Annotated in this window: 11 protein-coding genes and 1 tRNA gene; 6 read left to right on the plus strand and 6 right to left on the minus strand. The window is 52.2% G+C overall.

Annotated features, from left to right (window positions below; all coding sequences use genetic code 11):
* Positions 1 to 143 precede the first annotated feature (143 nt).
* Positions 144 to 2,591 (plus strand): phosphoketolase family protein, encoded by a 2,448-nt coding sequence (locus VFA09_07960; protein HZU67198.1) that lies wholly within the window; start codon positions 144 to 146, stop codon positions 2,589 to 2,591.
* A gap of 56 nt (positions 2,592 to 2,647) precedes the next feature.
* Positions 2,648 to 3,862, plus strand: coding sequence for an acetate kinase (locus VFA09_07965; protein HZU67199.1), 1,215 nt, complete (start codon positions 2,648 to 2,650; stop codon positions 3,860 to 3,862).
* A 252-nt stretch (positions 3,863 to 4,114) separates the two neighbouring features.
* Here the strand turns inward: VFA09_07965 and VFA09_07970 are convergent, their stop codons facing one another.
* Together VFA09_07970 and VFA09_07975 are read right to left on the minus strand one after the other, a co-directional pair.
* Entirely contained in the window at positions 4,115 to 4,837 is a 723-nt protein-coding gene (locus VFA09_07970) for a zf-HC2 domain-containing protein (protein ID HZU67200.1), read from the minus strand.
* Positions 4,838 to 4,866: 29 nt separating this feature from the next.
* Complete coding sequence (locus VFA09_07975) at positions 4,867 to 5,505, minus strand: sigma-70 family RNA polymerase sigma factor (GenBank protein HZU67201.1); 639 nt, start codon at positions 5,503 to 5,505, stop codon at positions 4,867 to 4,869.
* A 247-nt stretch (positions 5,506 to 5,752) separates the two neighbouring features.
* Here VFA09_07975 and VFA09_07980 point away from each other — a divergent pair, with 247 nt between their 5' ends.
* Together VFA09_07980 and VFA09_07985 are read left to right on the plus strand one after the other, a co-directional pair.
* A complete protein-coding gene (locus tag VFA09_07980) occupies positions 5,753 to 7,201 on the plus strand; it encodes an acyltransferase (GenBank protein ID HZU67202.1) in 1,449 nt (482 codons plus the stop codon).
* 242 nt (positions 7,202 to 7,443) lie between these two features.
* Complete coding sequence (locus VFA09_07985; GenBank protein ID HZU67203.1) at positions 7,444 to 8,565, plus strand: citrate synthase; 1,122 nt, start codon at positions 7,444 to 7,446, stop codon at positions 8,563 to 8,565.
* A gap of 65 nt (positions 8,566 to 8,630) precedes the next feature.
* Here VFA09_07985 and VFA09_07990 read toward each other — a convergent pair whose 3' ends face one another.
* Complete coding sequence (locus VFA09_07990; protein HZU67204.1) at positions 8,631 to 10,541, minus strand: protein kinase; 1,911 nt, start codon at positions 10,539 to 10,541, stop codon at positions 8,631 to 8,633.
* 264 nt (positions 10,542 to 10,805) lie between these two features.
* On the opposite strand from VFA09_07990, the gene VFA09_07995 reads away from it, so the two are divergent.
* Positions 10,806 to 12,269: a hypothetical protein gene (locus tag VFA09_07995; protein HZU67205.1), complete on the plus strand. Its 1,464-nt coding sequence runs from the start codon at positions 10,806 to 10,808 to the stop codon at positions 12,267 to 12,269.
* Here the strand turns inward: VFA09_07995 and VFA09_08000 are convergent.
* Positions 12,266 to 12,934 carry a macro domain-containing protein gene (locus tag VFA09_08000; GenBank protein HZU67206.1) on the minus strand — a complete coding sequence of 223 codons (669 nt, stop codon included), beginning with the start codon at positions 12,932 to 12,934 and terminating at the stop codon, positions 12,266 to 12,268. The two genes, VFA09_07995 and VFA09_08000, sit on opposite strands and share 4 nt — an antisense overlap.
* 317 nt (positions 12,935 to 13,251) lie before the next feature.
* Here VFA09_08000 and VFA09_08005 point away from each other — a divergent pair, with 317 nt between their 5' ends.
* A complete protein-coding gene (locus VFA09_08005) occupies positions 13,252 to 13,656 on the plus strand; it encodes a DarT ssDNA thymidine ADP-ribosyltransferase family protein (protein ID HZU67207.1) in 405 nt (134 codons plus the stop codon).
* An 82-nt stretch (positions 13,657 to 13,738) separates the two neighbouring features.
* Here VFA09_08005 and sufB read toward each other — a convergent pair whose 3' ends face one another.
* Positions 13,739 to 15,139 carry a Fe-S cluster assembly protein SufB gene (sufB, locus tag VFA09_08010; GenBank protein ID HZU67208.1) on the minus strand — a complete coding sequence of 467 codons (1,401 nt, stop codon included), beginning with the start codon at positions 15,137 to 15,139 and terminating at the stop codon, positions 13,739 to 13,741.
* 337 nt (positions 15,140 to 15,476) lie between these two features.
* Positions 15,477 to 15,550: transfer RNA gene (locus VFA09_08015), tRNA-Arg, on the minus strand.
* Between the last annotated feature and the right edge of the window lie 70 nt (positions 15,551 to 15,620).

The following is a 15,620-nucleotide window of genomic DNA, read 5'->3' on the forward strand; positions in this document are numbered from 1 at the left end:
CTCTTTTGTTCAACAACATCATCTGGCCCCTACGCCCTCATTCACAAAGCAATAAGGACTGTTAGAAACGCCATGAGCGTCAAGCACGTATTATTCAAGGTACAACCTGTAATGACACATTCTGGCTCGCAAAGGAGAACTACATGGCCATAGAAATCTCGACATCTCGCGTATCAGCCAACGCTCACCCACTTTCCATCCAGGAAATTCGCCAGGCTCACAGTGAAGAATTGGATGCTATCGCACGCTTTCGCCGCGTCACCAACTATCTGACAGCCGCGCAGTTATATCTAAAACGCAACGTCTTGCTGCAACAGCCGCTCAAACCGGAAGACATCAAAGATCGCCTGCTGGGCCATTGGGGCACCAGTCCCGGCATTAATCTGATCTACGCGCACTTGAATCACCTGATTATGCGTTATGATATCGACATGTTCCTGGTGACAGGACCCGGTCATGGCGCGCCCGCCAATCTCGCCAATCTCTATTTAGAGGGCACCCTGCATGACTACTACCCGGAATTATCCTTCGGTTGGGAAGGGCTTGAAAAGTTCGTGCGTCGTTTTTCCTGGCCCGGCGGTTTCCCCAGCCATCTCTATCCCGGCGTCCCCGGCACCATCCATGAAGGGGGAGAACTTGGCTACGCCCTCGCCACCGCGTTCGGCGCAGCGATGGATAATCCAAACCTCATTGTCGCCTGCATCGTAGGGGATGGCGAGGCAGAGACAGGCCCTACCGCCACTGCCTGGCATAGCTACAAATTCCTCGACCCCGCCGAATCCGGCGCCGTTCTGCCCATCGTACACATCAATGGCTACAAAATCGCCAATCCCACTATTTATGGCACCATGAGCGACGACGAATTGCTGGCCCTTTTTACCGGTTATGGCTACAACGTCCAGTTCGTTGAGGGCGATGACCTGGATGCCGCGCTTTATGGCGCCCTGGATTGGGCCTATCATGAAATCCGTCATATTCAGGAAGCAGCCCGCTCAGGCAATCCCATCGAGAAGCCGCGCTGGCCTGTCCTTCTCATGCGTTCTCTCAAGGGCTGGACGACCGTCAAGGAAATGGATGGCGAGCCTATCGAGGGTTCTTTCCGCTCGCACCAGATACCAATTACCGATCCCAAGACCAATCCCGAACACTTTCAACTCTTAGAAGGCTGGTTGCGCTCCTATCATGTACAGGAACTCTTCGACGGAGACGGGCGCCCATTGCCCGAAATTCTCGATCAATGTCCAAAAGGCGACCGGCGCATGGGCAGCAACCCCCATACCTTTGGTGGCCGCATCCGCCGCGACCTCGATCTCCCCAACATCTTCGATTATGCGATCCCCGCCGAGCGCGTGGCCGAAAGCATTTCCGACTCCGAGGATAGCAAATTTGTCAGTAGCGTTGAGCAGGTAGCGTTGTATCTGAGAGAAGTTGTGAAGCGCAACCCGCACACATTCCGCATCTTCAGTCCTGATGAACTTGAATCTAACAAATTGACGGCGGTATTAGATGTGACGAAGCGCGATTACCAGTGGCCCGTTCCCCCATTTAACGAGAAGGTCACTTCTCATGATGGTCGTGTGATCGAGATACTCAGCGAGCACACCATCCAGGCCTGGTTGCAGGGATATCTTCTGACCGGCCGGCATGGCCTTTTCCCTTCCTATGAGGCATTCCTGAACATTGTTGTCTCGATGATGGACCAGTTTTCCAAGTTCCTCAAAATGTCACAGGAAATACCCTGGCGCCTGCCTGTCGCCTCACTCAACTACTTCGAAACTTCCACTCTGTGGCGCCAGGAACACAATGGCTTCTCGCACCAGAGTCCCGGGCTCATCAATGATGTGCTCAACCGGAAAGCCAGGGTATCTCGCGTCTACCTGCCACCGGATGCCAACTGTCTTATCAGCACCGTTGACCATTGCCTGCGCAGTAAAGAATACGTCAACCTGATCATCGCCAATAAGCCACCCATGCCGCAATGGCTTTCGATGACCGATGCCATTGCTCATTGTCGCGCAGGCGCTTCCATCTGGAAGTGGGCAAGCATCGATGATGGCATAAGCCCCGATGTCGTACTGGTGGGAATTGGCGATAGCCCCACGCTCGAAGTCATGGCTGCCGCGCACATCCTGCGCAAAGAACTGCCCGAACTGCGCGTGCGAGTCGTCAACGTTACCGACCTGTTCATCCTGGAGAAAGAAACTGCTCACCCGCATGGGCTGGACGATGAGATGTTCGAGGCCCTGTTTACCGCCGATTGCCCCGTCATCATTAACTTCCACGGCTATCCCTCGGCTGTGAAGCAGTTGCTGTTCGGGCGTTATCATATCCATACGCAGCGTTTCCAGATCAACGGCTACCAGGAAGAGGGCACAACCACTACTCCATTTGACATGAACGTGCGCAACGGCACCGACCGCTTCCACCTCATCACGCAGGCCATCCGAATGGGTGGAGTGCGCAACCCGCGTGTTGCGGTACGCGCCAGCGAACTCGTTCATCATTACGAATATGTCCTCGCCGATTTCCGCCGCTACATCGAGGAAAACGGCGTCGATCCCAAAGAAATCACTGACTGGCACTGGAGTTGAGCTTTATATCAAGAGCCAGGGCGTACCCTGGTGGTCGCCCTGGAAAACAGGATCATATGAAAATACTCATTCTTAACGCGGGATCAAGCGGCCAGAAGAGCCGCCTCTATGAAATAGGCGATTCTCTCCCCGATAACGCCCCGCCACCTTTGTGGGAAGCCGATGCTGACTGGGGAGAGCATCCAGGCGCTACAACGCTCAAAGTGAAGAACAGTCAAGGCGCGTCACTGGAAGAAGAGCTTCAGACCGACTCGCGTCCAGAAGTCATCAGGCACATACTGGAAACGCTGTGGAGCGGAAAGACCGCTGTCATAAGGCAACCCTCGGATATCGATATGGTGGGGCACCGCGTCGTTCACGGCGGGCGGGAATTTGAGCAGAGTACACGCGTAACGCCGGAGGTGAAGGATGCCATTGCGCGCCTTGCCGAAATTGCGCCACAGCATAATCCCGCCAATTTAGCAGGCATCGAAGCCGTTGAGCATATCCTGCCCTCAATTACCCAGGTAGCCGTATTCGACACGGCTTTCCATAGCTCCATGCCTTTACCGAATGTCGTCTATCCCGTCCCCTATGCCTGGTTCGAGCAGGGCATTCGCCGCTTCGGTTTCCATGGCATCAGCTATCAATATTGCACGCGGCGCACAGGCCAGGTACTTGGACGCAATGTACGCGACTTGCGTATCATCGCCTCTCACCTCGGCAATGGCTGCTCCATAACCGCTATTCAGAACGGTCAGAGCGTAGACACCAGCATGGGCTTCACGCCGCTCGAAGGGCTGATGATGGGTAGCCGCTCCGGCTCGATTGATCCCGGCATCTTATTTTACTTGCAACGCGAAAAAGGCCAATCAGCCGGAGACCTTGATACGACCCTCAATAAATCGTCGGGCCTCAAAGGAATTGCGGGTTCAAGCGACCTGCGGCAGGTTTTACAACGTATGCGCGCTGGTGATACCCGCGCCAGGCTGGCATTCGACATGTTTGTGCATCATCTGCGCTTCTACACCGGCGCCATGCTTGCGACCCTGGGTGGCGTAGATGTTCTCGTCTTTACCGGCGGCATCGGCGAGAATTCCCCCGATGTGCGTGCGGCCACCTGCGAGTCCTTCAGCTTCCTCGGCCTGAAACTCGACCAGCAAAAGAACTCGCAATCCCCTCCCGACCAGGATATTGCTACTGCCGATTCAAAAGTGCGCGTCCTCATCATCCACACGCAAGAAGATTGGGAAATTGCCAGGGAGTGCTGGAATCTGGCAAAAAAGGCTTGACTCTCCAGTTACGGGAGATGGTAGAGTCTACTTAGAAGCAATTGCTGCCTAAACACATACCCGTCCGGATGGAGTGCATGTATGATTAGAAGCAGCAACAGCTGGCTGAAGAGCAGGAGCCGATTTCATCAACGCTTGTGTGAGGATTTGAAAGACCCGGAGTTCGCAGTTGCTTTCTGCAATACAAGCGCAGAAATCGCCCGGCTTCAGATATTTGAACGGGCGGGGCAGGCGCTCAATATAAGTGAGAACCTACCTTCGCCTCGTAAGCGCGAATCCCAGGATACCCAGCACAAGCAGGACTGAACCGATAACCAGGTGACTCGAAGGCGTACTCAAGTCGAAAACTGCAGGCGAAGGTTGGACCGGCGGCCCCGTACTCGTTGGAGCCGGTTTGACAACCTGCGGGGGAGTTGGAGTGGGCGTTTGCACTCCCGTTACCGATGGCGACCCTACTCCTGCCGGGTGAGTACCAACCCCTGTCGTTGGATGCTGGGTTGCAGTCGATGCATTATGAGTAGCTCCTCCCGAAGTAACAGCGGGAGCGGACCCCGACGACGCGGTATTGGTAGCTCCCCCCTGTGATAGTGCCGTCGCAAAGAACGAGAGGATAAAGATCAGACCAAGCACAGCCGCCAGTGTGCTCACCGCCCGAAATGCAAGTTGTAGAGAATTTCGCCTTGCGCGCCTTTTTGCCGGGATAGGTATTACTACCGGATTGCCTGAATGACCGGGTAACGGCTGTTCCTGGACAAGCGCCAGGCGAGCAGGCAGTGTGAATGAACGAGGTACTTCTACCTGGGGCAGCGCGCGCAGCAGTGCAACTGTCTGCCGCAACTCTGCCAGTGCAAGCCGGCACTGCTGGCACGTCTGAAGATGAGCATCGACAATCACCTGTTCCTGCGCGGAAAGCTGCTTGTCGAGCAGTGCGGAAAGCTGTTCGGTTGTCAGATGCTCGTCGTCCCGTTTTGTCACTGTCCACTCCATGCTGGCATGAATGCTGCTTACTCTCTATCTGTATGTAAACGATAACTCCTCGGTAAAAGTTCCCGGTGCTCGTACAGGTATTTGCGCAGGCGTGTGCGCCCCCGTGAAATACGCGAGCGCACAGTTCCCAGCGTAGTCTGAGTCGTGGCCGCGATTTCTTCATAGGAGAGACCCTGTATGTCGCATAAAACGACCGCCACCCGTTGATCTAGAGGCAGTTCCTCTAAAGCCCGCTGGATCAACTCCTGCAACTCCTGGCTAAGCAGGGCTTCCTCAGGATTCCCCTCCTGATCGCTTGCCGCCAAAGAACTCAGGATGCCGGCGCTACGCGGCTCATCCTCATCGGTCATTGCCTCTATTGACTCGATGGGATGGCGATGCGTACGCCGCCAGTAATCGCAGGCCTGGTTAGAGGCAATACGCAGCAGCCAGGCGCGAAATGAGGTGCCGCCCCGGAAGGTTTGCACGCCGCGAAAAGCAGCAATAAACGTATCCTGCGTCACATCTGCCGCGACATCAGCATTGCCGAGCATACGCAAGATCACGTTATAAACCATTTGCTGGTAAAGCAACACCAGCTCATTGAACGCGCTAACATCCCCGTTCTGGCTGCGAATAATGAGCTGTAGCTCGCTCTCTTGCCCTGATTCTGCCATGAACCGCCTCGTTTCTTCTCCTCTCCTCTCCATGCCAGTGTAGCATAATTCAAAGCATATGCATACAGGATACTTCATGATCTACACCCTTTGGGGGATGTAGGGGCCGGATTATAGAGGTGAATAAAGATAGAAAAAATTGCCCAAAGGTACAAAACCAAGTCTTTCCATTGAACTCGTTCGTTATTACTAAAGATGTTGGTAAGAGGCAAGTTGCTAAAAGAGTCCAAATAGAGCCGGTAATGGAATGAGTACATTCATAGCCTATCTTCGCTACCCCTTTCTCTGGCTACAATTTGTCATCCATCGCGTAGGTCAATGGCTAGCCAATCTGTTTGAGGAAAGTAAGCAGAATAAAGGTAAAAATTCGATAGCTGTTCTGGATGGTGTACGCGCCTGCGCTATCCTCTTTGTGATCATCTTTCATGTCAATCGCATGACAGGAGACAGGCTCTGGAGCAGTGTTCAGTATCCCCTGGCCAGTTCTATATCCACCGCAGGGGGAACCGGCGTGACGCTCTTTTTCGTGCTATCAGGCTTCCTGCTTTTCATGCCGTTTGCCAAAGCGCTCTTATTTAAGACAGAATGGCCCCTAAATCGTGTATTCTACCTGCGCCGCTGCCTGCGCATCATTCCCGGCTATTATGTCTCGCTTTTTTTGCTGATCCTGTTTGCGAATCCGCAGTATCTACAGCGCGATCACTTGAAAGACCTCTTGTTGTTTGTCACCTTTTTCATGGATTCCTCGCGGGCAACATTCCGGCAACTGAACGGCCCATTCTGGACACTGGCGACCGAGTGGCAATTCTATATGATCCTACCCATCATGATGCTTGTTTTCGTTCTGCTTGTGCATCGTGTTCCTATTCAAAAACGTCTGAAAGCCGTCACATGCTGTCTCGCGGGCGTCATTGTCCTGGGCTTATTTGTGCGCTTCTGGGGCTTTTACTTTCAGTCCCATCCCTCGGCAACATTTCTGATCCCGCGTAACGATCTCAACATCGTGTTATTCTTCACGTTTGGTATGACCGGCAAATACACCGAAGATTTCGCCGTAGGTATGTTTGTCAGCCTCTGTTACATCTATGCGCAGCATCCGTCAACTGACAGGAAGTTTGCTCAAACCTGGGAGCGCCTCAGTATGTGGCTCTGGGGCGCCGGTATCATCATCCTCGTCTTCAGCGCCATGTGGCATTTTAAGGCGAACTCAACGGCGGCATGGCCTTTCTTAAGTGGCCTGATGCCCTATTTCAACTGGTTGAGTGAAATGGTGCTGGCATTTGGCTATGGCGCCTGCATCGCGGCTATCCTGTATGGGCCTTCCGGCTTGAAACGCTTTTTTGCGTGGCCTCTGATGCGCTGGATCGGTCTGATTTCGTATAGCCTCTATATGTGGCATCTGCCTTTACTCGAGCTCTTCCAGACGCGAGTGCTTCCACTCTTGCATATTCAAAACTACTACTTCGCCTACAGCCTCTACTGGGTCTGGGTCTTTCTCGTCATCTTCCCATTTGCGTTGCTCTTCTATGCCATAATTGAGAAACCATGGATGAATTTGGGCGATCAATGGAGGCGCAGCATCGAGCAGAAGCATCGCGCGAAGCTGGCCTTGAAAAAACAGGCGAAAGAGGCTGCCGCGCACCCAACTCCAATGGATCAAGAAATTGCCAGGGAGCAAGAGGCCGTCAGCCTCTAGCCCTGGCCAGCCCTCCCGGTTTTAGTCACCTGGCACACTTCTGGGGAATCGCCAGCTCGTTTTCCGTTGACATTCTACAGGTTATATGGCTATAATACTTTACAGAACCGCATATCATTTGTTGTGTTGAAAGTTGTTGCTTCGCCGTGGAAGCAGCAGTTTCCCGACAGCTGCAAAAAATACCAGGCGCCGACCTGATTGCGCCGTGGCGAGGCGTACATCTCCTAGAGGAGTATCTATCTATGACCACCACCGATGGACTCGAAGACGTTGTAGCTTCCCATTCGCGCATTTGCGACCTGGATGGCAAACTTGGTAAACTCTCGTACTTTGGCATTGATATTCACGACTTAGCCAATCATTCTTCATTTGAGGAAACAGCTTACCTGCTCTGGAACGGTACTCTACCTACCAGGTCACAGCTCGATGAGTTCAAGGCACAGCTGCTCGCCAATCGTACATTGCCTGAACCCGTTAGTGAACTGATGCGATTGCTGCCAACAACGTCAACTCCCATGGATGTACTGCGCACGGTTGTTTCATCTCTCTCTTCTTTTGATCCCGAAGCCAATGATAGGTCTCCTGAGGCCAACCAGCGACGTGCCATACGTCTTACCTCCATGATGGGAACCATCGTGACAGCCTGGGATCGCATTCGCAATGGCAAAGACCCGGTTACTCCTCTGCCTGATAGTGATTACGCGACCAACTTTCTCTATATGCTAACCGGAGAGATGCCGGATGCTTATAAAGCGCATATGCTGGACGTGGTATTGATCCTGCACGCCGATCACGAACTGAACGCCTCCACATTTGCCGCGCGCGTCACTGCCGGTACCCTGGCAAGCATGTATGCTGCGATCACCTCTGCTATCGGAGCTCTTTCCGGCCCATTGCATGGCGGCGCAAATGAACAGGTGATGCGCATGCTCTTGAGGATTGGCGATGTTGACAATGCCGAATCCTACATCGCGGGTGCCATTGAACGTAAGGAACGCATTATGGGCTTCGGGCATCGCGTCTATAAGACGGAAGATCCTCGCGCCACGCATCTACGGGCAATGTCGAAAGAATTGGGCGAGCGTACCGGCCAGTCGAAGTGGTATCAGATCTCGCGCATTGTTGAGGAATATATGAAAGAGCACAAAGGCCTCAATCCCAACGTTGACTTCTACTCCGCCTCGGTCTACTACATGATGGGCATTCCCATCGATCTGGATACACCCATTTTCGCCTGCAGCCGCGTCACCGGCTGGACGGCTCACGTCCTCGAACAATATGCCAATAACCGCCTGATTCGTCCCCGCGCCGAATACGTCGGCCCGAAAAATGTCGAATATCTGCCGATTGACGAGCGGGGCTAAGAGAGACTATTGTGAACATGAAAAAACTGCCATCTCGCCCAGGCGGGATGGCAGTTTTTTCATGTTCACAATAGTCTCTGCAAATCCCTCTTCATTTCCGCGTAACTCTGGTATCTATATTCCCTATCCTCCATCAATGCCTTGCTCAAAATTGTCTCCAGTCTTGGTGACACTAATGGATTCAGCATCCGTACCGGCGGGTAGGAAGGATAGTGTGGCGGCGCGATATTCGTAAGCGCGTGGTGCATGGTTGCGGCCAGCATATAGATAGAGGTGCGCTGGTCATATGGCTGGTCTTTGACCGGCAGGTAGGGCGAGAGCGCTATTTTCAAAGTTGTCCGATGCTTTGAGCGCGCATTCTGGTTCTCAGGCGCGGGCGGAATGACCTGAAAACCTGTCAGTATCGCTCTACCACGAGACTTTTCAATAATGATATTGGCGGGCGAAATATCGAAATGGCGCACGGGCGGCTTCGCTTGCTCCAGGGCGATCAATGTATTCAAGATGTTGTTCATATAGCCAACTACATCGCGCTCCAGTAGGGGTCTGAGCAGCTTTTGTAAGCGTGCTATGAGACTTTCGCCATCAATGTATTCCGCTACCATGTAGTAATGTTTTCCCTCGATGAAGCGATCTAGCACACGTGGAACGAGCGGGTGCTGCAGACCCGCCAGTGGCGCGGTGGCCTTTTCATAATAGACCAGCTCCGTCCGGCGGCGGGCAACCGGCAAATCGGTACATTCCCAGCGTTTCAGGAAGACTTTGCGCTCGCTTGCCTGCGTATCCAGCGCCACAGCGGTCATTATGCGAGTCTCTTCCGAGTTTTTGAGTACATGCTTGATGAGATAGCGTCCCTGGCGCGCGCTCACTCCTGAGAGCGGACTGTGTAGGACGAACTCCGGCGGGAAAACCAGGCGCCCGCAGGTGGAGCAGCAGCGCTGGCCAAAACGCACCGGCGCGTCGCAATAGGGGCAGCGGCGTCCATCATACGCGGTACCGCAGTTGCTGCACCGCTGAGCGCCGGTTCGATTTTGATACCCACAGTTCTGGCAGACGTAGCGCTGCAAAGCGATTTCTACCGCGTTTTTGTACTCCCCGGCAAATTCAAGAATATTGCGATAACGCTGGTGGTAATCTTTGGAGAGCGCGCGCAGCAATACGGCCCCGACCTCAGCGGGAACGCGTGGATTCCACATTTGCGGCGACATTGGCTGCTCATTCAAGTGAGCGTTCCACATCTGTTCAATGAATTTATACATAAATGGCGGGCGACCTGCCAGCAATTCATACATGCAGATAGCCAGCGCGTACTGGTCGGAGTCACGGCGTGGGTTGCCCTGCCACTGCTCAGGTGGCATATAGGGAGCGGTACCCGTTACCTCACCCAACGAGGCATGCGTTTGCATACCAAGATCGAAGGTTGCCCCGAAGTCGGAAAGCAAGATTTGCCTGTTCTGCCCTATCAATAAATTGCCGGGTTTGACATCCTGGTGAATGAAGCCGTTCTGATGAATAAAGTAGAGGGCAGATGCCGCTTGCTCGAGATATGGCACCAACTCTTCCGCGAAAGCAGGCCTTTTGCTGCCATCTTCTTTACGGAAGAGATCATAGATCGTGCGAGGTGCATACTCCATCACAAGATAGGGCCGCTCATCCGCTAACTCGCCAAATTGATAGATACGCAGGATATTGGGATGCTGCAATTTCGCGATACGCTCCGCCTCGCTGCGAAAATTGTTCAGTGCCTGCTCGTTGAACTGGTCGATGCGCAGCACCTTGAGTGCCATGATGCGATTGAGCGGCGCCGATTCGCGAACCTGGTAAACATAGCCATAGCTGCCCATGCCGACAAAAGAGATCACCTCGTAATTGCCGACATGCGCGCCTTTTACCAGGAAATCGCAGCGCTGGCAAGATATGGCGTAATTCGGGTTCTCATGTCCCCCGCCAACTCGTGGATTCAAACAACGAGCCAACTATCTATCCTACTCTCCAACTTGATGCTATACTTTGCCTCTATCATTATGTACGCTGGTAGTGATTTGTGGTTGCGAGCGCCGTTGAATAGTACTTTCTCGTGCGCAATAGTCCTTCGCAGATTGACAGGCCGCTTTATACGCGTATAATATCGCTTTAAATCAGAGATGCAATCTTTACCATAGTTCCCTGTTGGATTTTGACAACCGGAGAGAGGCAATGCTGTCCCTACAGCAAATAAAATGAAAAGATGGTAGTGTAACATGAATATCCAGGATCAACCATTATTCGCATCGACCACTCCGCTGGCGCTGGGCGCTGGCTACCATAATGTAGGCAGCGAGGGAGTATTACGCGCCTCCAATGAAAGCATGGTCGAATACGTACAACACTATTATGGAGAACGATGCGGCCATCTTCCGCTCAATGCTACAAATATACGCGCAATCGTGAGCGAAGCCTCACCGGAGATTCAAGCGCAGATGGCCTATCTCAGCACGCTCTTTGGCAAACAAATAATCCCTGTAACATTTGACGAACTCAAAAGAGAAATGGAGCGCATGCCGGGACAAGTGCCCTTGATTGTACCCTATATCAATGTTCCTGAGTTAGAGGCGCACTTGCGCAATGACTTCGGCACACTGGCATGGGGCCTTCCGGCAAAGATGACCCACGCGCTGAAAAATAAAGCCAATTTTTACACGCTGGCGCAAGAGTTTGCCCTGGAAGGCTTTTATCCTCCCGATTTTATAGTCGCCACTATCTTCGAGGTTGCCACGCAGTCAGAAAAGTTTCTCCAGCGCGTAGAGGAAATCTACCAGCAAGCAGGAGTAGCGGCAGATTATCCCCTGGGCGTGATGCTGCGGGCAAGCGAGGAAGACGGCAATTATGGCTGCTGCATGGTCTATGAAAACGCGGGTAGCATCGTTGTCGTACAGGATGGGGACGCCGAACGCGCTCAATACTATACGAACTGGCAAGAGGCGCTGGCTATCTCGCAGCAACACCTGCTTGCGACCATGAATGTGGAGAAGGAGCAGCGCGTCGTCATCAGCCGCTACATCGACTTTGCCGACTCGCCCGGCATGTCCGTGGTGATTATGGATAATCAAATCGAGTCGCTCGGATGGAATGGCCAGTTGCAAAAGCCGGGTAGTAAAGCCTGTATCGGCACCAGTACATATGTCCCTCGAAATGCCTACATCCGGCGCATGCAGCAGGAATACGAGGCAAAAACCGCCGCGTTCTTCGAGGCCCTGTTGAGAAAAACGGCCCAGAAGTGCGGGATAGATTTCGCCTCTATTCGTGGCGTGGCAAACCTGGATATCATGATCCCTGGAGAACTGGAACAGCGCCTCCAGCGACAGAGGAAGCAACCAGAAGGCAATTACCTGGCCGAATGCAATCCGCGCTGGACGAACTACACCGATGCCATTCTGACCGTCATCGGGGCCAATCGCAAAGAACAGACCATCGCTACCATGAAAGCGACCATTCTGGCAGGCATAGCCACTATCGACAAGCAGCCCTTACCCAAAAATGCAAATCCCCAGGATGTGAGAGCCTGTATCGCTGAAAAAGATGAGATCCTGAAGCAGGATGGAACCAGGATCATCTGCCGCATGGCAAAAAATCCCATGGGCCTGATCTTCGCCGGAGATATCGCAAGGGGGCAGCAAGAGGTCAACGATATCCTGTCAATGCTGGCAACGGAGACGGTTCTCTAATTTGCTATACCGGGAAGTGTGGCCTGAGCAAATTGCGGAGGATTGTTCTTCTTAGATTTTTTCCTCTTTGCCGCGCTTCGTCGAGAACTGGATTTAGCACCAACAGGGATGATGGAATGGATTTCATCAGAAGAAATCTCTTCTGACGAGGATATATGCGAATTATCACTTTGCGAATTGTGCTGATAGATCGTGTCACTCTCAGCCTGATATTCTTTATCCCCATCGGCAATGTAGATATAAACATCGATATCGAGTTGGCTAAGGTATTTAGCCATGAGCGGACCGACTTCATCCCATGATAATTTGCCATTCTGAGTTCCAAGTTTAGGGAAAGCAATGCTTGTTATGCCAGCTTTTTTATAATGAGTTACCAGAAACTCCAGACCTTTTTCCAGGTATTCTAATTTTGAGGGGAAGCGCCAATGATCTTTAGTAGGAAAATTAAGTATCCAGGGAGTGCTTTCTCGATAGAGGGTTGGTCTGCCAATCCGAAGTTTTCCATTTTTACATTCCTGCTGGTAGACAGCGAACATCGCAGGATATCTTTCCTTAAAAGCCAGGGCCAATCCTTTACCCATAACTCCTTTGCAGTTAACAGTATTAACGATGACCTGAGCATTTGATGTGAAGATATCTCCTTTTTGATACTGTATGCGTGCCATTGCTATTTCCCCTCTCATGCATTGCGTCTTGTCGGATTAGTAAATTTGTCCCATTTTTTACAATTGTAACATCCATCAATGATAAATACAATTATTCACGAGACCGGATACTACCTATTTCCCAGCAAAAGCTGATGAATTGACATCTCACCCTCTTGTTATCTATAGTGGTTAATCAATTGATGAGAAAGGTATGTAGGGTGTGTCAGGTAAAGATTATTTGAGTGGTTCTGCTGTTGTATGTGCAGTATACGCGTAGGATTCAGGATCAGATAGGTATCTTTGAGGTTAGCCGTGCCATTCTTAAAGAACCGGGAGTGGTCTTTACAGATGGCAATGCTAGTAATCAGCAACTCTCGAAATTCGGACGTGAAAAAGTTGGGATTAGGCCAGCAACTCTTTTAGAGCCTCACTGTCAACGTAAGTACTATCCTTATGGCCCGCTAGGCAGCAATCGCAATCGTTCCAATTTTTATGCTAATACAGCATTTCTCGATCAACTAGATTGGGATGTTATAAACGATCGTTGGTTTGATGATGATGAGAAAAAGCGTATCAAGCATGCCGAGGTACTTGTGCCTGACCTTCTTCCATTGGCGCGTATTACAGGCATTTTTGTAAGATCGCGCGATATGGTAGGAGCAGTAAATGCTCTAATTGAGGAGTGTGGACTTAAAGGGCGAATCCCATCCGCTATAAGCCGACCTGACTTATATTTTTAGGTAGGCAACAAGAAGAAGAGGTCACCAGAACCCCGGTAACCTCTTCTTCTTGCTCTTTCGTGTTACGAAGATTCTAATCGGTTTAGCCCACGCTCCCCGACATCTCCAACTGGATCAGCCGGTTCAGCTCGACCGCGTACTCCATCGGGAGTTCCTTGGTGATTGGCTCGATGAAGCCGTTGACGATCAGCGAGTAGGCCTCGGACTCGTCAAGGCCGCGGCTCATCAGGTAGAAGAGCTGATCTTCGCCGACTTTGGAGACGGTCGCCTCGTGACCGATCTCGGTCTGATTCTCTTCGACACGGATGGTCGGATAGGTATCGGTGCGAGCATCTTCGTCGAGCAGCAGCGCGTCACAACGCACGCTGGACTTGGTGTGGTGCGCGCCAGGATTGACACGAACCAGCCCGCGATAGGATGCGCGGCCCGTTCCCTTGGAGACAGACTTCGACAGAATCTGCGAGGTCGTATATGGCGCGAGGTGCGTGACCTTGGCGCCAGCATCCTGGTGCATGCCATCGGAAGCAAACGCGACCGAGAGAATATCACCGCGCGCGCCTGGCTCCATCAAGAGCACTGCCGGGTACTTCATAGTCACCTTGGACCCTAAATTGCCATCGACCCATTCCATCGTCGCATCGCCATAAGCGGCTGCGCGCTTTGTGACGAGATTATACACGTTCTTGGACCAGTTCTGGATCGTCGTATAGCGCACGCGCGCGCCCCGCATGACCTTGATTTCTACAACGGCGCTGTGCAGGCTATCGGTAGTATAGGTTGGCGCTGTGCAGCCCTCGACATAATGCACATAGGAGCCAGGAGAGGCAATGATCAGCGTGCGCTCGAACTGGCCCATGTTCTGAGCATTGATACGGAAGTAGGCCTGCAGCGGAATTTCGACGCGCACGCCCTCTGGCACGTAGACGAAGCTGCCGCCGCTCCAGACAGCGCTGTTCAATGAAGCGAACTTGTTATCGGATGGCGGAATGATGGTGCCGAAATGCTCTTTCACCAGGTCTGGATACAGGCGCAAAGCCGTGTCCATATCGGTGAAGATCACGCCTATTTTCTCCAGGTCTTCACGAACTTTATGATAAACCGCTTCGCTCTCGTACTGGGCGGTCACGCCTGCCAGGAACTTGCGCTCGGCCTGTGGAATGCCCAGGCGATCAAACGTATCCTTAATCTCGACCGGGATATCATCCCATGTCTTGCCCTGTTGCTGGACGGGCTTGATATAGTAATAAATGTCGTCGAAATTGATCCCCGACAAATCCGCGCCCCAGGTGGGCATCGGGCGTTTTTCAAAGAGTTCCAGGCTCCTCAGGCGGAACTTGCGCATCCAATCGGGCTCGCCCTTCATTTCAGAAATTTGCTCAACAACTTTGCGGCTCAACCCCTTTTCGGACTTGAACGCATAGTTTTCGGCCATATGGAATCCAGGACTATACGTCTCTTGCTCCACATCGAATACCTGACTCATAAACTCTACTCCATCTGCATGCAGGCGAAAACCTGATAATAACTATTTTCTCTTGCTAAGAGCATAATGCTTGTTACTAATCCTACCTCTATACTCGGATTTAACCATATTATATGCCCCCCGGTCAAGGTTGTCAAGGCAAGTGGGAATACTGGCAGGTCGCCGGAAACCAGGATGAAAGGCTGTTGAGGTCAACTGGCTCTATCACTCAAGGTTCGCGCCTGGTTCTGTGATCGAAACGATATTGTTGACAGTAGCGAGGAAATCCCCCGAAATGCTTGTAAGGTCACTTTGCGCCAGGCAAGCGTTATTCATTGCGGAAGAGTATGAACTGTAACGTCGGTGGGGAGACTCGAACTCCCGACATGCAACTTAGAAGGTTGCCGCTCTATCCAACTGAGCTACACCGACCCAGTGGTATTCTAACATAGAGATCAAGAGGGAACAACATCTGTAAGCTGATCAGCTGATCGAATGAAAC

The organism is Ktedonobacteraceae bacterium (genome assembly GCA_035653615.1).
GTDB lineage: Bacteria > Chloroflexota > Ktedonobacteria > Ktedonobacterales > Ktedonobacteraceae > DASRBN01.